This is a genomic window from Streptomyces sp. NPDC006476, from assembly GCF_040612015.1.
In the GTDB taxonomy this organism is placed as follows: domain Bacteria; phylum Actinomycetota; class Actinomycetes; order Streptomycetales; family Streptomycetaceae; genus Streptomyces; species Streptomyces griseorubiginosus_B.
Genome location: NZ_JBEXPK010000005.1, coordinates 36,402 through 50,832 on the forward strand (window position 1 = coordinate 36,402; position 14,431 = coordinate 50,832).

Genomic DNA, 14,431 nt, shown 5'->3' on the forward strand with positions numbered 1-14,431 from the left:
ATGCCGTACGCCCCTCTGTCATCCGGGCCCGATCAGACCCCGGTCAGACGCCGGTCAGATGGCGAAGCAGGTCTTCGGCACCCAGCCGTTCTTGGTGTCGCCGCCGTAGAGCCACTGGTTGCTCGTCTTGCCGCAGGCCGTGTACGAGCCGCCCTTGTAGGACTTCCCGTCGTTGCAGACGGCGCCCTTCGCGCCCTTGGCCCAGATGCCGACGGCCGTGGCACTGGTCTTCGGCGAGGTGCGGACGTTGACGGTCTCCTTGGGCTTGACGTTGACGAGCGCCTTGCTGCAGTCCGTCGGCAGGGTCGCCGCGGCGGCGGTCTCGGCGGTGGCGACGGTGCCGGTGAGGGCCGTACCGATGAGGGCGGCGGTGGCGAGCGCGGTGCCCAGAGACTTCAACTTCAAGGTTGTTTCCTCCCGTTACTTGCGATGGTCACCGCAAAGGCTACGGGGAGGAGGGGCCGCCGATGATCTTGGGGGTGCCGAGAGCTTGGAGGCCCTGGTCGGCTGGGTTCCGCGGATCGGCGAGTTGGCGGCGGCGTGGAAAACGAGTGGAAGGGCGTCGACCTAGGCCCTTACCGTGCTGCCGACCGAGTTGTCTGAGCAAGGACGTGCCGTTGTACACCGTGTGAGACCTCCCGAGCGCTGAATCGTCGCGCGTCGCGCATGTGCGCCGCGCTCCTTCTTGCTGCGGACTTCTCACTGAAACCGGTGTACTTCTGTGCTCACCAACTGGGTGGTCATGCCCACCTGCCTGCCGCTCGTCCTGCGCCGCTGCCATACGTGCGGGTCGGAGCGTTTCCGGGCAAGCGGTAAATTCCGCGTCAACGCGAACCACAAGCTCATCGACGCCTGGCTGCTCGTGCTCTGCACGGCGTGCGGGGAAACCGCGAAGCTCACGGTTTTCGAGCGGATGAGCGTGCGTTCCGTACGACCTGAGCTGCTGGACCGGCTGCACGCCAACGATGTCGGCCTGGCAGCCGAGTTGCTCCAGGATCCGGTCGTACGGCGGCGTAATCGCGTCGCCCTCGACTGGGACGGCGCCTGGCGCCTCGACACGGGCGGAACCGATCATCTGGACCGCGAGGTGATCGACGTCTCGGTCCACTTCGCGGCGCGGATTCCGGTCCGGCCGGTGCGGCTGATCGCGGAGGGCTGCGGGCTTTCGCGAGCCGAGGTCGAGCGTCTGATCACGGAGGGGAAGGTCGTTTCGGCGATCCGCCTGAGCGGCAAGCTCTCCGGCGACTTCACCTTCACACTGAAGCGCTGAGCTCTCCCTCTGAAATGGGGCCTGTCCGGCAGGATCTTCCGGGCAGGCCCTGGGTGGCCCGGCATTGTCCGGCGTGCCGGTGACCGAACGCCGCTCGACGATGTCGGGCACTCCGCCGGTGGCACCGCAACGCCGATGTTCCTGGAAGGGCACAACTCACGTCCCGCGACCGGGCCGTAGAAGCTCGCGACCGCACTCGGCATTCCGGCCGGCAGCCTTCCCGCCATGGCGGGAGTCGAACTCGGCGAGCCGTTGCGACGGTCCGTGAGACGGCCTACCTGGAGGGCAGGGCCGAAGGTGAGGCCAAGGGGATCCTGTCCGTGCTGGAGGTGCGCGGAATTCCCGTTCCGGACGCTGTGCGCGAGCGGATCATGACGTGCACCGACTCGACCGCATGGACATCGCCTGCTCGACCGTACGGGAACGCTCGAGCCAGGACGGGCAGTCCTGAAGGCCTGACCGTGGACTCGGAGCTGCGAGTGCACTGGATACTGTCGCGAATAGAGTGCCCGCATGAGCATCATCGGCGTCGGGATCGACGTGGCTGAGATCGCGCGGTTCGAGGCGTCGCTGAAGCGGACGCCCGGGATGGCGGAGCGGCTGTTCGTGGAGCGCGAGTTGTTGTTGCCGAGCGGTGAGCGGCGGGGGGTTGCCTCGCTTGCCGCGCGGTTCGCCGCCAAGGAGGCCCTCGCCAAGGCGCTCGGGGCGCCGGCGGGGCTGCACTGGACCGATGCCGAGGTCTATGTCGAGGACAGTGGGCAACCGCGGTTGCGGGTGAAGGGGACGGTGGCGGCCCGGGCGGAACAACTGGGCGTGCGGTCCTGGCATGTGTCGCTCAGCCATGATGCCGGCGTGGCTTCGGCCGTGGTCGTCGCCGAGGGCTGACTTGTCGGAGGGGTGGGTGCGCCGTAATGGCCTTGGCTACCGCGTTCACGAGGTTGTTCGGAGTGCGGTATCCCATCGCGTCGGCGCCGATGGGCGGGTCCGCCGGTGGGGCGCTGGCGGCTGCCGTTTCCCGTGGGGGCGGGCTTGGACTGCTCGGTGGAGCGTACGGTGATCCGGCCTGGCTGGAGCGCGAGTTGCCGGTCGTGGCGGGGGCCGGGCAGCCCTGGGGTGTCGGGTTTCTCAGTTGGGCCATTGGGGTTCGGGCCGTTGAGCTGGCGTTGGAGTACCGGCCCCGTGCGGTGATGTTGTCCTTCGGCGATCCGCGTCCCTTCGTCGAGCGGATCCGTTCGGCGGGGGCCGCCGTGGTCATTCAGGTCACCGATCTCCACGAGGCTCGGCAGGCAGTGGATCTCGGCGCCGACGTCATCGTGGCTCAGGGGACGGAGAGCGGTGGCCATGGGGCCAGGAAGGGGCGGTCCACCCTGACCTTCGTGCCGGTGGTCGTGGATCTGGCGGGCGGCGTGCCGGTGCTGGCCGCCGGGGGTATCGCGGATGGGCGGGGAATCGCCGCTGCGCTGGCGCTGGGCGCGGCCGGGGCGCTCATCGGCACGCGGTTCCAGGCCACTGCCGAGGCCACCGTCGATCCAGCCGTCGTCAGGACGATCCTCGACGGGCGCGGGGAGGAAACGGAACGCAACCGGATCCTTGACATCGCCCGGGGCTCCGACTGGCCGTCCACCTACACGGCCCGCACTCTCGGTCATCCCTACCTGGACCAGTGGCGGGGACGGGAAGCCGAACTCGCCGCCGATCCACAGGCGGCCCAACTCGCCTACCAGGCCGACGTGGCACGCGGCGAGGTGCCGCCGCTGCCCGTGTGGGCGAGCGAGGCGGTCGACCTCATCACCGACCTACCGCCTGCGGCCACCCTCGTCGCCATACTGGCCGAACAGGCGGAGAAGGCACTGGATCGGGCGGGGAGGGAATGACAAGGGGAGGGGAGCGCGGCCGCGTTGGGGCAACCCGGCGCCTGGCGCCCACGGCAGGTGAACGGCGAGATCGCAATGAGCGGCTGGACACCGGGGCCGTACAGCAGGATCGGACAGCGGCTACGGGCATATCCAGCAGTACAACCTCTGTCCTCGCCCCACCGCCCGTTCCGCCAAGCCGGACAGTTCGCGGAGGAAGTCGGACAGGTCGGACGGGTCCGGTGGGGTGTAGAAGTCGCCCGAGGCCGCCCAGCCTTGGGCTACGGCGTCCAGCAGCTGCTTGTCGAAGGCCGCGAGGGCGTCGCGGAAGGTGTCCGTGAGCGAGAGGCTGATCGCTTCTCCGTCCGCGACGGCGGCGATCAGCTCCCCGCGACGGGGGTCGGACTTGACCGTCTCCGCCGACAGGCCGGTGATGAGCGTCTCGGCGGGCAGCAGGTCGACCATCGGGTCGATGCCCTTCACCTCCACCTCGTCGTACCCCGCCCCGAAGGGCTCCTCGTCCTCGCGCACGATCGCTCCGGCGGCGTCCCCGTCGTCCGCAGCGGCGTAATAGCCGTAGATGACTCCCATACGGCCGATCATGGCAGCCGCCACTGACAGTCGACCCCGTGCGGTGGACGGCCTGGGGTGCGGGGCGGGGTGTCGGCGGGGGAGACTCGGTCGCATGCGTACTGCCTACAGCGTGGAGACGGTCAGGAACGCCGAGCGGGAGCTCATGGCGCGGCTTCCCGAGGGGGCGTTGATGCAGCGGGCCGCGGCCGGGCTCGCCGCCGCCTGCGCCGAGATGCTCGGGCGGGTCTACGGCAGCCGCGTCGTGCTGCTCGTCGGGAGCGGCGACAACGGGGGCGACGCCCTGTACGCCGGCGCGCGGCTCGCCCGGCGGGGCGCGGGAGTCACGGCGCTGCTGCTCACCCCCGAACGGGCGCACGCCGGGGGGCTCGCGGCGTTGCGGCGGGCCGGGGGGCGGATCGTCGCCGCGGGGGATGCTCACGCTCGTACGCCCGGGACCGAGGCCGAGACCGGGACCGAGCCCGCGTCCGGGGGCCACGCCGTCCGGCCCACCGCCAACTCCGCAGCCGCCGCCGGGTTCGACGTGGTCGAAGAGGCGGTTCTCCGTGCCGATCTCGTCGTCGACGGCATCGTCGGTATCGGCGGCAAGGGTGGACTCCGGCCCGAGGCCGCGCAGTTGGCCGCCCTTGCCGCGGACGCCCGCGTTCCCGTCGTCGCCGTCGATCTGCCCAGCGGGGTCGACGCGGACAGCGGTGAGGTGCGGGGAGAGGCGATGCGGGCCGACCTCACCGTCACCTTCGGCACGCACAAACCGGGGCTGCTGATCGATCCCGCGCGCGAGTACGCCGGGTCGGTCAGGCTCGTCGACATCGGGCTGTCGGACGTGCTGCCCCTCGAACCCGAACTCGAGGCCCTGCAGCACGCCGACGTCGCCGCGCTGCTGCCCGTTCCCGGCGCCGAGAGTGACAAGTACCGGCGCGGGGTCGTCGGGATCGCCGCCGGGTCCGTGCGGTATCCGGGCGCGGCCGTGCTCGCCGTGTCGGGGGCGCTGCGGGGTGGCGCCGGGGCCGTACGGTACGTCGGGCCGGCCGGGGACGCCGTCCTCGCCCGGTTCCCCGAGACGCTGGTGTCGGACCAGGGGCCGCACAAGGCGGGGCGCGTGCAGGCGTGGGTCGTGGGACCGGGCGCCGGGGACGACGCGGCGACCGTCGCCGAGGTGCTGGAGACGGACGTACCCGTGCTCGTCGACGCGGACGGGTTGCGGCTGGCGGAGCGCGATGCCGTACGGGGGCGTACGGCGCCGACGTTGATGACCCCGCACGCCGGGGAGGCCGCCGCGCTGCTCGGCGTGGCGCGGGAGGAGGTCGAGGGGGCGCGGCTCGCCTCCGCGCGCGAACTCGCCGCGCGTTACGGCGCCACCGTCCTGCTCAAGGGCTCGACGACGCTGGTCGCCGACTCCGGTGGCGGGGCCGTACGGGTCAACGCGACGGGGACGGCCTGGTTGGCGACGGCCGGCAGCGGGGACGTGCTGTCGGGGCTCGCGGGGTCGCTGCTGGCGTCCGGCCTCAGCGCACTGGACGCGGGGAGCGTCGCGGCCTACCTGCACGGCCTGGCCGGACGGTTCGCCGCGCACGGGGCACCGGCCGGCGCCCACGACGTGGCGGAGGCGATCCCGGCGGCCTGGCGCGACGTACGGGACTGACGGCCCGGCGCGAGGTATGGGACTGACGGCCCCGCTCGGCTGCGGGACTGGCGGGCTGAGGTGGCGTGCGGGGCTGCCGGGCCGGCCTGGCCCGGCTTACAGGAGTGACGGGCCGGCATGGCCTGTGCGACGAACGGCGCGTAAAGCTCGACGTGTGGGACTGACGGCCTCGTTCGGCTTGCGGGAATGACGTGCTCGCTCGGCGTGCGGGCCGATGCGGTGACGCGGCACGGAAACTCTCGGTCCGCTCGTTGTCACCCGCGGCGGGGCTCGGCGGAAAGGGTGACCCCGCCGCGCGGCACCCCGGTCCCGCCGTTTCCGCGCGTTCTTCTGATGGGATGATCAGAATCAGAAGGCGTATCGCGTGCCGCGGCCTCGCCGTCGTGCTCGCCGCCGTCACCGTCCTGCCCGTCGGCACCACCGCCCTCGTCGCCCCCGCCGTCGCCGCCCCCGCGCCGCCGGTCCACGCTTCGGGGCCGGAGGTCGAGCTCGTCCCCGGTGTTGCGCCGGGCCCCGCCCAGCCCTGGCAGATCGACACGCCCGACCAGGTGCTCGCGCCCAGGGTGTACACGCCGAGCCCGGGGGAGGACGCCGTCGAGCCGCGGGACGCCGCCCCGGGGACGTACGACCTCGTCGAGTACGTGCCGCTCGCGGACGCCGTCCAGAAGGTCGCCTGCAGCAAGCGGACCGGGCCCTACCAGCGGGGCGTCGAGCGGTGGCTGAAGCTGAAGGTGGACGGGAAACAGTCGGCCGCCGACTGCCGGGCCATCCGGGCGTTCCAGACCACGTACGGGATCAAGCCGGCCATCGGGTTCGCCGGGCCCGTCACCTGGGCCACCATGCAGCTCATCGGGGCGCAGAAGAACCCCAATGCCGCCGGGAAGTGTCCCGTGCACAGCTACCGCGTCGCCTGTGTCGATCTCGACCGGCAGTTCACCTGGGTGCAGAAGGGGAAGAAGGTCGTCTACGGGCCCGTGCCGATGCGGAGCGGGCGGGCCGGGCACCGGACGAGGACCGGGTCGTTCAAGATCTACTGGAAGCACAAGAACCACTGGTCCACCCTCTACAACTCGCCCATGCCCTATGCCCAGTTCTTCAGCGGCGGGCAGGCCTTCCACGCCGTCTACGGGAGCATCTACACGACCGTCGGATCATGGGGCTGCGTGAATCTGCAGCTCGCGGACGCGCGGAAGCTCTGGGGTGTGCTGAAGACCGGGGACCGCGTGTACGTGTGGGGACGGCGGCTCGGCGCGTAGTCGTCCGGCCGAGGCCTCGGATCCCTTCCGGCACAGCCGTCCGCAGGGGTTGTCCGACCCCTCTGAGACACTGGGGGCGCCATGACTGAGACAGCCACTGCCCCGACCGCGCCCCTGCGGGCCCGCGCCGAGATCGATCTGGCCGCCCTGCGCGCCAATGTGCGGGCCTTGCGTGCCCGCGCGCGGGGAGCGCAGCTCATGGCCGTGGTCAAGTCGGACGCGTACGGCCATGGCGCGGTGCCGTGCGCCCGCGCGGCCGTCGAGGCGGGAGCCGCCTGGCTGGGGACCGCCACACCCGAGGAGGCCCTCGCGCTGCGGAAGGCGGGGCTCGACGGCCGGCTCATGTGCTGGCTGTGGACGCCGGGCGGGCCCTGGCGCGAGGCGATCGAGGCCGGCATCGACGTGTCGCTGAGCGGCATGTGGGCCCTGGAAGAGGTCACCGCGGCGGCACGGGAGGCGGGCATCCCCGCGCGCGTGCAGCTCAAGGCCGACACCGGGCTCGGCAGGAACGGCTGCCAGCCGGGGGAGGACTGGGCGGAACTGGTCGCGAGCGCGCTGCGCGCCGAGGCCGACGGGTTCGTCCGGATCACCGGGCTGTGGTCCCACTTCGCCTGCGCCGACGAACCCGGACATCCCTCCGTCGCCGCCCAGTTGACCCTCTTCCGCGAGATGCTCGCGTACGCCGAGCAGCAGGGCGTCCGCCCGGAGGTGCGGCACATCGCCAACTCCCCGGCCACCCTCACACTCCCCGAGTCCCACTTCGACCTCGTACGGACCGGTATCGCCCTGTACGGCATCTCGCCGAGCCCCGAGGTCGGCACGCCCGCCGACTTCGGACTGCGGCCGGTGATGACGCTCGCGGCGAACATCGCCCTCGTGAAGCGCGTTCCGGGGGGTCACGGCGTCAGTTACGGGCATCACTACATCACCCCGGGCGCCACGACCCTCGGACTCGTGCCGGTCGGGTACGCCGACGGCATCCCGCGGCACGCATCCGGCACCGGGCCCGTCCTGGTCGACGGCAAGTGGCGGACGGTCGCGGGGCGGGTGGCGATGGACCAGTTCGTCGTCGACCTCGGGGGCGACGAACCCCCGGTCGGCACGGAGGCGGTGCTGTTCGGACCCGGCGACCGCGGCGAGCCCACCGCCGAGGACTGGGCGCAGGCCGCGGGCACCATCGCGTACGAGATCGTCACGCGCATCGGAACCCGTGTTCCTCGCGTCTATGTGAATGAGGAACAACCGGGGTAACCGCACTGGGGGCGCCCCGCCAAGGTCAGCAACACCAGCAGTCCGTGCAGTAACACCAGCAGTCCCTTTCGTAACACCAGCACCACCCGACCCAGCGAAGATCAGTCCGGCGAAGAGGAGCGGTACGTGAGCGAGAGCAGTGCGGAGGCCGTCGCAGCCGTAGCCTCCGCCGCGGGGGCGGCCGCCAACTGGCGCAGGGCGACCGGCATCGCGGGCGCCGCGATAGGCGTGGTCGCCGCGGGCGCCGCGGCGGGCGTCGCCATAGAGCGGCTCACCGTCGGACGCGGCATGCGCAGAAAGGCCCGGCTCGCCCTCGACGCGACCGGTCCGTACGGCTCGCTGCGCGGCACACCCGGCAAGGCGTACGCCGACGACGGCACCGAGCTGTACTACGAGGTCGACGACGTCGACCCCGCCGCCGTGCCCGCGCTCGGCCCGCGCCGGCGGCGGCTGTTCGGCCGCAAGGCGCCCGCGCCCGTCACCGTCGTCTTCTGCCACGGCTACTGCCTCAGCCAGGACTCCTGGCACTTCCAGCGCGCGGCCCTCAGGGGCGTCGTACGGACCGTGCACTGGGACCAGCGCAGCCACGGGCGGTCCGGGCGCGGGGTGCGGCAGGTGCAGGACGGGGTGCCGGTCGACATCGAGCAGCTGGGGCGGGACCTGAAGGCCGTCATCGACGCGACCGTGCCCGAGGGGCCGATCGTGCTGGTCGGGCACTCCATGGGCGGGATGACCGTGATGGCCTTCGCCGACCAGTTCCCCGAGCTGATCCGGGACCGGGTCGTCGCCGCCGCCTTCGTCGGTACGTCGTCGGGGCGGCTCGGCGAGGTCAACTTCGGGCTGCCGGTCGCCGGCGTCAACGCGGTGCGCCGGATACTCCCCGGAGTGCTGAAGGCGCTCGGGCAGCAGGCGGCGCTGGTGGAGAAGGGGCGGCGGGCGACCGCAGATCTGTTCGCCGGGATCATCAAGCGGTACTCGTTCGCCTCGAAGGACGTCGACCCGGCCGTCGTACGGTTCGCCGAACGGATGATCGAAGGCACGCCGATCGACGTGGTCGCCGAGTACTACCCGGCATTCGACAACCACGACAAGACCGAGGCCCTGGCCCTCTTCACGGACATGCCGGTGCTGGTGCTGGCGGGGGTGCAGGACATGGTCACGCCCAGCGAGCACAGCGAGGCGATCGCCGATCTGCTGCCGGAGGCCGAACTGGTGCTCGTGCCGGACGCCGGGCACCTGGTGATGCTGGAACACCCGGAAGTGGTCACCGACCGGCTCGCCGACCTCTTCACCCGCGCGGGGGCCGTACCCGCAGGGGCTACCGTGGGGGGCTATGGAAGCACCAGCAGCACCGCACAACCCGGCTGAGACCGAGTCCTCCGTGCCGTCCGTGTCCTCCGTGCCGTCCGTGTCCTCTGTGGAGATCACCGTCACGTCCGCCGAACAGATGCGGGACCTCGGCCGCCGGTTGGCCAAGCTGCTGCGCGCCGGTGATCTCGTGATGCTGAACGGGGAACTCGGCGCCGGCAAGACGACGCTCACCCGCGGGCTGGGCGAGGGCCTGGGCGTGCGCGGGGCCGTGACCTCCCCGACCTTCGTGATCGCCCGTGTGCACCCGTCCCTGGGTGACGGGCCGCCCCTCGTGCACGTCGACGCCTACCGGCTGGGCGGCGGACTCGACGAGATGGAGGACCTCGACCTCGACGTCTCGCTGTCCGACTCCGTGATCGTCGTGGAGTGGGGCGAGGGCAAGGTGGAGGAGCTCACCGACGACCGGCTGAACGTCGTCATCCACCGCGCCGTCGGCGACACGGCGGACGAGGTGCGGCATGTCACGGTCGCCGGGCTCGGCGAGCGGTGGGGGACCGTCGATCTGAGCGTGCTCTCCGCCTGAACACCGGTCGTTTCGCGTGAACGTTCCGACAAGACGTCGGCAAGATATTGCATTCGGCGTCTTGTGCGTGGTCACATGGTATCCAGTTCGTGGTTAGGTCTACCTAACTACGCCCGCCCCCCGCTCCTCAGGAGGCGTCCATGTCGGCCACGGAACGATCTCTGTCGGAACGGGCGGAGACGCTGCCGCGCACGGTGCCCGGAGCGTCCGGGGTGTCCATGCGGGACCTGCTGGCGTCCTGCGCGGCCGCGACGGTGATCTCCACGCCCCCACGCATGCCCGACCCGGAACTCACGGAACGCCCCGAGGCGGCCTGAGCCGACGGCCCGGGGCCGCCCGACCGAACGGCGCGGGTCTGCTTGGCCGACCGGATCGGGCGAGAAGCCCGGGGAGGCTGGTGGTCTCGCTGGGGCTGGTAGGTCTCACGAGGGCTGAAGCGCGTCGCGCCGAGGGGCGGGTCTTCTCACGCAAGGGCCCGGCCGTGTCGTGCCGAGGGGGCGCCTTCTCACGCAAGGGCCCGGCCGTGTCGTGCCGAGGATGGTCTCGCCTCCCGTGTGAAGGGTCCACTCGCCTTTGCCCACGGCGCCGGCTCATCCGCCGAAGCGGGCGAGCCAGTCGGTGTGCTGGGGGGACATCAGGTGCTCGGTCTCGGCCACGGCCTGGGGCCACTGGTCCTCGGGCACGCTCATGGTCAGCGCGGCCCGCTGTGTCTCCAGCCCCTCGCGCACCAGTTCGTGCGCGTACGACAGCGGATGGTGCCGACGGGTCTCCAGCCAGGCGACGCCGGCCGCCGCGGCGGCGGCCAGCAGTCCGCTCAGGTCCCAGTTCGCCGCTATGCCGGTGCTTCTGGCCACCGCGGCCGCGAGGGCCAGCAGGGTCAGTGACGCGGTGAGCGTGGACCAGGCGGTGGCCGAGCGGTGCGCCTGGCCCGCCCGGCCGCCGTACCAGCCGAGCTGGTCGAGGACGCGGTCGCGCAGGTAGATGTCCTTGCGGGCCGCGAACGGCTGGGCGCGTACCGCCCGCATGGCGCGGGTGATCTGCGGATGGCGCGGATCGTGCGGCTGCTGACCGCTCGGCGGGACCCAGGGGATGCCGGGATCGTGGGAGGGTTCCTGCCAGCCGACACGACGTAAGGGGCGCAGCCGCTCCTCCAGCTGCTGGTGGAACAGTCCTTCGGGGTCGGGGACGGCGGAGTGAAACGGTCCGCCGTGGACCATGTACTGCCAGGCCAGCGACTTCACGGTCTCGGCGGCGTCGCGGTGTGCCTGCCAGTGGGCCCGTGCGCGACGCCGGCGGATGACGACGCCGGCGATCACCGTGAGGCCGTACAGCAGGGCGGACAGGGCGGTGAGGGCGTGGCTGTTGAAGCGGTCGGCCAGGGTGGCGCAGCCGGTGGCCACGAGCAGCAGTGCCAGCTCGGTCCTGGTCGCGCGGAACGATTCGCTCTGACGGTTCAGCGCCCAGCGGTCGTTGGAGCGGAACAACGGTGGCAGATCGTCGTCTCCTATCCTCGCGCCCGGCCCCGGAACGTTCTGTCCGGGAGTGGTTGTGGCCGCCATGCGTCACCTCGCCAAGAAGAGGGGAAGACTCATGGTGACTTGGGGCCGCACGGGTGCCAACACCGCGTCGCGCAGGAGGGCTTGGCAGTGCTGACCAGATCGAACCGCACACGGGCGCCAGGGGTTCCACGCATGCTGGCCCTGCTTTGATCTATGTGCTTCCCTGGGACGAGAACCGAACAGCACCACTCCGTCCGCAACTTGGCATACGGAGTGCTGAGTTGTGTCCTGACGCAGGTCCACATCCGTGAGTCCGGGGCCACGCCCGGACCTCCGCGGTTCGAGCGAGCACGGGGGGTCCATGGAGACGTCGTCGAGTGACCTGAAGTCCGATGTGTTGAACCTGAGCGGTCGCATGGCCGTAGAACTGGACAAACTGCCTGAGAAGGCTGTGGAGCAGGCGTTGGCGAGAGTGCTGCGGGACACCCTGGACTGCCGCACGCAGAAGGTGCCCATGTTCGACTCGTCGCTCTGAGGGGCGCGTGGACAGCCGGCGATGGACCGGGGGCAGGGAGGTGGCACGTGCGCGACGCGGACCCTTTCGTCGAGTGGGTCGTCAAAGTGGCTCAGCCGTGCAACCTGGCGTGCGACCACTGCTACGTGTATGAGCTGCGCGATGCGACCTGGCGGCACAAACCGTCCGTGATGGCCCCCACGACGGCCGACCGACTGGCCGGGCGCATAGCCGAACATGCCCGGCACCACGCCTTGCGCCGGGTCCGGGTGACTCTGCACGGGGGCGAGCCGTTGCTCGCCGGACGCACCCGAATAGAACGCCTCCTGTCAGTTTTGAGACAGGAGCTGCGCGGCACGGCCGACTGTGATATTTCGGTGCAGAGCAATGCGACTCTTCTGAACCCTCATTGGATGGAACTGTTCCGCCGACACGGGGTGTCGGTAGGCGTGTCTCTTGATGGCGGTCGTGAGGCCAACGATCGTCACAGGCGTGCGAAGAACGGACGGAGCAGCTACGACGCTGTCCGGAGGGGGTTGGAACTCTTGCGGAGGCCCGAGAACGAGGCGCTGTTCGCGGGCCTGTTGTGCACGGTCGACATCGCAAGTCCGCCGGTGCAGGTCTTCGAGGCGCTGCTCGCGCATGAGCCGCCCGTGGTCAACTTCCTGTTGCCACATGCCACTTGGGAGCACCCGCCACCGGGGCACGACCCGGATCGAACGCCGTATGCGAACTGGCTCCTCGCCGTGTTCGAACGGTGGTACACGGCACCGCGTCAGGAGACCCGGATCCGCCTCTTCGAGAACATCATGGACCTCGCTCTCGGCGGTGACGTCCGGTCGGAGAGCGTGGGACTGGCCGATACGGACTTCCTTGTCGTCGAGAGCGACGGGTCCATCGAGTTATCCGACTCGTTGAAGGCCACGCGGGACGGCGGCGCCGCGACCGGGCTGGACATCTTCGCCCACGACTTCGACACCGCCGCCCGGCATCCCGTGGTGGCCGACGCCCGGCGCGGCGGCCTGTCGTCCCTCGCCGAGGAGTGCCGTGGCTGTGATGTCGTCCGTCTGTGCGGCGGCGGACTGCGCGCCCACCGCTTCCACCCGGACAGCGGCTTCGCCAACCCCAGCGTCTACTGCGCCGATCTGCGCCTGCTCACCACCACGATCCGGGATCGCGTCCTCGCCGACGTCGCCCTGCTCAGGAGCGTGTCATGACGGCCCCGGCCGCGCTGCGGATGTCGGCCGAGGACTTCGCGAGCCTGGCCGCCTGTCAGCCCTCTCCGGCGGCGCTGCGAGTGCTGCGGGACGGGCAGGTCTCCAGACGCCTGTTGCTGCTGAAGTGCGTCGCCGACGCGGTCCGCGACGGTGCGCCGGAGTTCTGGGCCTCCCACGGGGCGGCCGCCTGGGAACTGTGCACCCGCGCCCGCAGAGCGGACGTCCTGGCCTTCGAGGACGTACTGCTCCACCCTCACGTCGGCGTCTGGCTGGGCCGCTGCCTGCGGGCTCTGAGCGGTCCGCGCCCGGCCCTCGGCGCGGGCACCGACTTCGCCCGCATGGGGGGCCTGGCTGCGGCCGCCGCGTTACGTGCCGGACTGCGCCCGCACCTTGCCCTCCCCGCACCCGGTGCGCTGCTCTGGCTGCCCACCCTGGGGGACGTCCCGCTCTCACCGGGACGGACACAGGCGCGGCTGCGAGGCGATGTCATCGAGTGGGACGGCGGGTCCCCGGTCGCCGTGCCGGAGCGGGGGGAAGCAGCCGCCCACGGCGACGCGTGGTGCGTACCGCGGCGTCTGACGGCACGGCCCCTCGGCGGCGCCCCGACGTTGTCGGTGGTGCTGGAGGACAGCGATCCCTACCGGGACGCGCACGGTCATCCGGTGGACGGCCGGCAGACGACCGGGCAACTGCGCTCGTGGCAGGAGTCGGTGGCGTCGGCCTGGGACGTCGTGACCCGTCTGGTCCCCGAACGCTCGTCCGCCTGCGCGGAGTTGTGGACGGCGCTGGTGCCCCTGCGGCCCTCGTGGGCCGGTCTGGGCGTGAGTTCCTCGGCACGAGAGGCGTACGGGGCGATCGCCGCCTCCTTCACCGCCGACCCGGTGCGACTGGCGGAGACCGTGGTGCACGAGACCTCCCACATCGCTTACGGGGCTCTGGCCGACCTTACGGATCTCACGGACCCGGACGACCGCACCCTGCACAGGGTCGGCTGGCGGGAGGACGCCCGCCCGGTCGCCTCCGTCCTCACGGGCACACACGCCCATCTCTCGCTGCTGGAGTTCTGGCGCCGCCGCCGTCGGGAACTGACCGGCGAGCAGGCCCGCCGCGCGAGTGCCCGGCTGGACCACTACGGCCGTCACGTGGCCGCCGCTCTGCAGCTCCTCCAGGTCCATCCGGCACTGACGCCCATCGGTGCGCGTTTCGTGGGGATCATGGCGGAAGAGGCGGCACGCTGCGATTTCCCCGTACGTCCGCTGCCCGCCACTCGTCCCACTGCGACGTCACACGTTCGAGTGGCATCCCGGGCGGGACAGCACCGTGTCCGCAGGCACGCGGCACCCACCGCTGCACAGGCGGCCGCGGATCTGGCATGCCGCACCGCCGGGCGCGGCGGGAAGACGTCCGACGACACGACACCGGGGGCGGGCTGATATGAGGGTGC

At 71.3% G+C, this 14,431-nt stretch carries 15 protein-coding genes; 12 read left to right on the forward strand and 3 right to left on the reverse strand.

Annotated elements, in window-relative coordinates:
* Positions 1-54 precede the first annotated feature (54 nt).
* Positions 55-405 (reverse strand): hypothetical protein, encoded by a 351-nt coding sequence (locus tag ABZZ74_RS07365; protein WP_356762332.1) that lies wholly within the window; start codon positions 403-405, stop codon positions 55-57.
* 316 nt (positions 406-721) lie between these two features.
* Here ABZZ74_RS07365 and ABZZ74_RS07370 point away from each other — a divergent pair, with 316 nt between their 5' ends.
* The 3 genes from ABZZ74_RS07370 (at position 722) to ABZZ74_RS07380 (ending at position 3,144) form a co-directional block, all read left to right on the forward strand.
* Positions 722-1,270 (forward strand): DUF1062 domain-containing protein, encoded by a 549-nt coding sequence (locus tag ABZZ74_RS07370; RefSeq protein WP_356762333.1) that lies wholly within the window; start codon positions 722-724, stop codon positions 1,268-1,270.
* A gap of 513 nt (positions 1,271-1,783) precedes the next feature.
* Positions 1,784-2,155 carry a holo-ACP synthase gene (locus tag ABZZ74_RS07375; protein ID WP_356762334.1) on the forward strand — a complete coding sequence of 124 codons (372 nt, stop codon included), beginning with the start codon at positions 1,784-1,786 and terminating at the stop codon, positions 2,153-2,155.
* A 26-nt stretch (positions 2,156-2,181) separates the two neighbouring features.
* The gene (locus ABZZ74_RS07380) at positions 2,182-3,144 is read left to right on the forward strand and encodes a nitronate monooxygenase (RefSeq protein ID WP_356762335.1); all 963 of its coding nucleotides are present in this window, start codon (positions 2,182-2,184) and stop codon (positions 3,142-3,144) included.
* A gap of 120 nt (positions 3,145-3,264) precedes the next feature.
* On the opposite strand, the gene ABZZ74_RS07385 is transcribed toward ABZZ74_RS07380, so the two are convergent.
* Positions 3,265-3,714 (reverse strand): hypothetical protein, encoded by a 450-nt coding sequence (locus tag ABZZ74_RS07385; protein ID WP_356762336.1) that lies wholly within the window; start codon positions 3,712-3,714, stop codon positions 3,265-3,267.
* Positions 3,715-3,808: 94 nt separating this feature from the next.
* Here ABZZ74_RS07385 and ABZZ74_RS07390 point away from each other — a divergent pair, with 94 nt between their 5' ends.
* The 6 genes from ABZZ74_RS07390 (at position 3,809) to ABZZ74_RS07415 (ending at position 10,074) form a co-directional block, all read left to right on the forward strand.
* Entirely contained in the window at positions 3,809-5,356 is a 1,548-nt protein-coding gene (locus tag ABZZ74_RS07390; RefSeq protein WP_356762337.1) for an NAD(P)H-hydrate dehydratase, read from the forward strand.
* Between the two features lie 338 nt (positions 5,357-5,694).
* Positions 5,695-6,612: a L,D-transpeptidase family protein gene (locus ABZZ74_RS07395; RefSeq protein WP_356762338.1), complete on the forward strand. Its 918-nt coding sequence runs from the start codon at positions 5,695-5,697 to the stop codon at positions 6,610-6,612.
* A gap of 81 nt (positions 6,613-6,693) precedes the next feature.
* Positions 6,694-7,863 (forward strand): alanine racemase, encoded by a 1,170-nt coding sequence (gene alr, locus ABZZ74_RS07400; RefSeq protein WP_356762339.1) that lies wholly within the window; start codon positions 6,694-6,696, stop codon positions 7,861-7,863.
* Between the two features lie 126 nt (positions 7,864-7,989).
* On the forward strand, positions 7,990-9,231 hold the full coding sequence (locus ABZZ74_RS07405; RefSeq protein ID WP_356762340.1) for an alpha/beta hydrolase: 1,242 nt from the start codon (positions 7,990-7,992) through the stop codon (positions 9,229-9,231).
* On the forward strand, positions 9,197-9,757 hold the full coding sequence (tsaE, locus tag ABZZ74_RS07410) for a tRNA (adenosine(37)-N6)-threonylcarbamoyltransferase complex ATPase subunit type 1 TsaE (protein ID WP_356762341.1): 561 nt from the start codon (positions 9,197-9,199) through the stop codon (positions 9,755-9,757). Before ABZZ74_RS07405 ends, tsaE begins: the two co-directional genes overlap by 35 nt.
* A gap of 140 nt (positions 9,758-9,897) precedes the next feature.
* On the forward strand, positions 9,898-10,074 hold the full coding sequence (locus ABZZ74_RS07415; protein WP_356762342.1) for a hypothetical protein: 177 nt from the start codon (positions 9,898-9,900) through the stop codon (positions 10,072-10,074).
* 273 nt (positions 10,075-10,347) lie between these two features.
* On the opposite strand, the gene ABZZ74_RS07420 is transcribed toward ABZZ74_RS07415, so the two are convergent.
* Positions 10,348-11,241 carry a DUF4231 domain-containing protein gene (locus tag ABZZ74_RS07420; RefSeq protein WP_356762500.1) on the reverse strand — a complete coding sequence of 298 codons (894 nt, stop codon included), beginning with the start codon at positions 11,239-11,241 and terminating at the stop codon, positions 10,348-10,350.
* A gap of 430 nt (positions 11,242-11,671) precedes the next feature.
* Here ABZZ74_RS07420 and ABZZ74_RS07425 point away from each other — a divergent pair, with 430 nt between their 5' ends.
* The 3 genes from ABZZ74_RS07425 to ABZZ74_RS07435 are packed head-to-tail and all read left to right on the forward strand — an operon-like array spanning position 11,672 to position 14,420.
* Positions 11,672-11,791: an FXSXX-COOH protein gene (locus ABZZ74_RS07425; RefSeq protein ID WP_356762343.1), complete on the forward strand. Its 120-nt coding sequence runs from the start codon at positions 11,672-11,674 to the stop codon at positions 11,789-11,791.
* Between the two features lie 47 nt (positions 11,792-11,838).
* On the forward strand, positions 11,839-12,987 hold the full coding sequence (locus tag ABZZ74_RS07430) for an FxsB family cyclophane-forming radical SAM/SPASM peptide maturase (protein ID WP_356762344.1): 1,149 nt from the start codon (positions 11,839-11,841) through the stop codon (positions 12,985-12,987).
* Positions 12,984-14,420 carry an HEXXH motif-containing putative peptide modification protein gene (locus ABZZ74_RS07435; RefSeq protein ID WP_356762345.1) on the forward strand — a complete coding sequence of 479 codons (1,437 nt, stop codon included), beginning with the start codon at positions 12,984-12,986 and terminating at the stop codon, positions 14,418-14,420. Before ABZZ74_RS07430 ends, ABZZ74_RS07435 begins: the two co-directional genes overlap by 4 nt.
* The last annotated feature ends 11 nt before the right edge of the window (positions 14,421-14,431 follow it).